We start from the raw sequence: 708 nt of genomic DNA, 5'->3' as shown, positions 1-708 counted from the left end.
TCAGTATAGGGGGATTGGTCGACCGCGCCTAGACGTATCGTTATTGACTGCTTACAGCCATTTGTGATAGACCGTACAATACAATACCCCTTAGGGTTGACACTTTAAATAATAAAAGTGTCATCTCTAGGGGGTGTTTTGAATAGGAACATATTCAACGGGTAATGGTGTCTGGGATGGTAAACATCTGACAGTATCCATTATGGCCGTTTCCTTTAATTTAATTGTACCATGCTGACATTGCTAACACTCTAAAAGAGATTTTGCCGCAAACATTGTGAATTGTAAAATAAAAAGCCGCCTTAACAGGCGGCCCCGTGCTGGAGAGAAGTTAAATATTTTTCCGCACTTTTTCCACACTTGCGGTAAAAAATACGTTTTTCAGTGTTTTTGCAAAAATAAAAATGCCTTTATATCAACGTTTTGGAATGATATAAAGGCCCATTGTCATAAGAAAATGCCAACTAGAGGAATCGAACCTCCGACCTTCTCTTTACGAGGGAGATGCTCTACCGACTGAGCTAAGTTGGCATAAAAGAAAAGATGTTAACCAACTAGTCAACATCCCAATAACTCCGGCAGTCAGACTCGAACTGACGACAACCTGATTAACAGTCAGGTGCTCTACCAACTGAGCTATGCCGGAATAATCGCGTGGCAACGTCCTATCCTCGCAGGGAGCGATCCCCCAACTACTTTCGGCGTGTT

At 42.4% G+C, this 708-nt stretch carries 2 tRNA genes; both read right to left on the bottom strand.

The window, feature by feature from the left end:
• Positions 1 to 458: 458 nt before the first annotated feature.
• Positions 459 to 531: transfer RNA gene (locus FD34_RS01295), tRNA-Thr, on the bottom strand.
• A 42-nt stretch (positions 532 to 573) separates the two neighbouring features.
• Positions 574 to 646: transfer RNA gene (locus tag FD34_RS01290), tRNA-Asn, on the bottom strand.
• Positions 647 to 708: the final 62 nt, after the last annotated feature.

Origin of the sequence: Limosilactobacillus pontis DSM 8475, assembly GCF_001435345.1 — a bacterium.
GTDB lineage: Bacteria > Bacillota > Bacilli > Lactobacillales > Lactobacillaceae > Limosilactobacillus > Limosilactobacillus pontis.
This window is presented reverse-complemented; position numbering and strand designations above follow the sequence as displayed.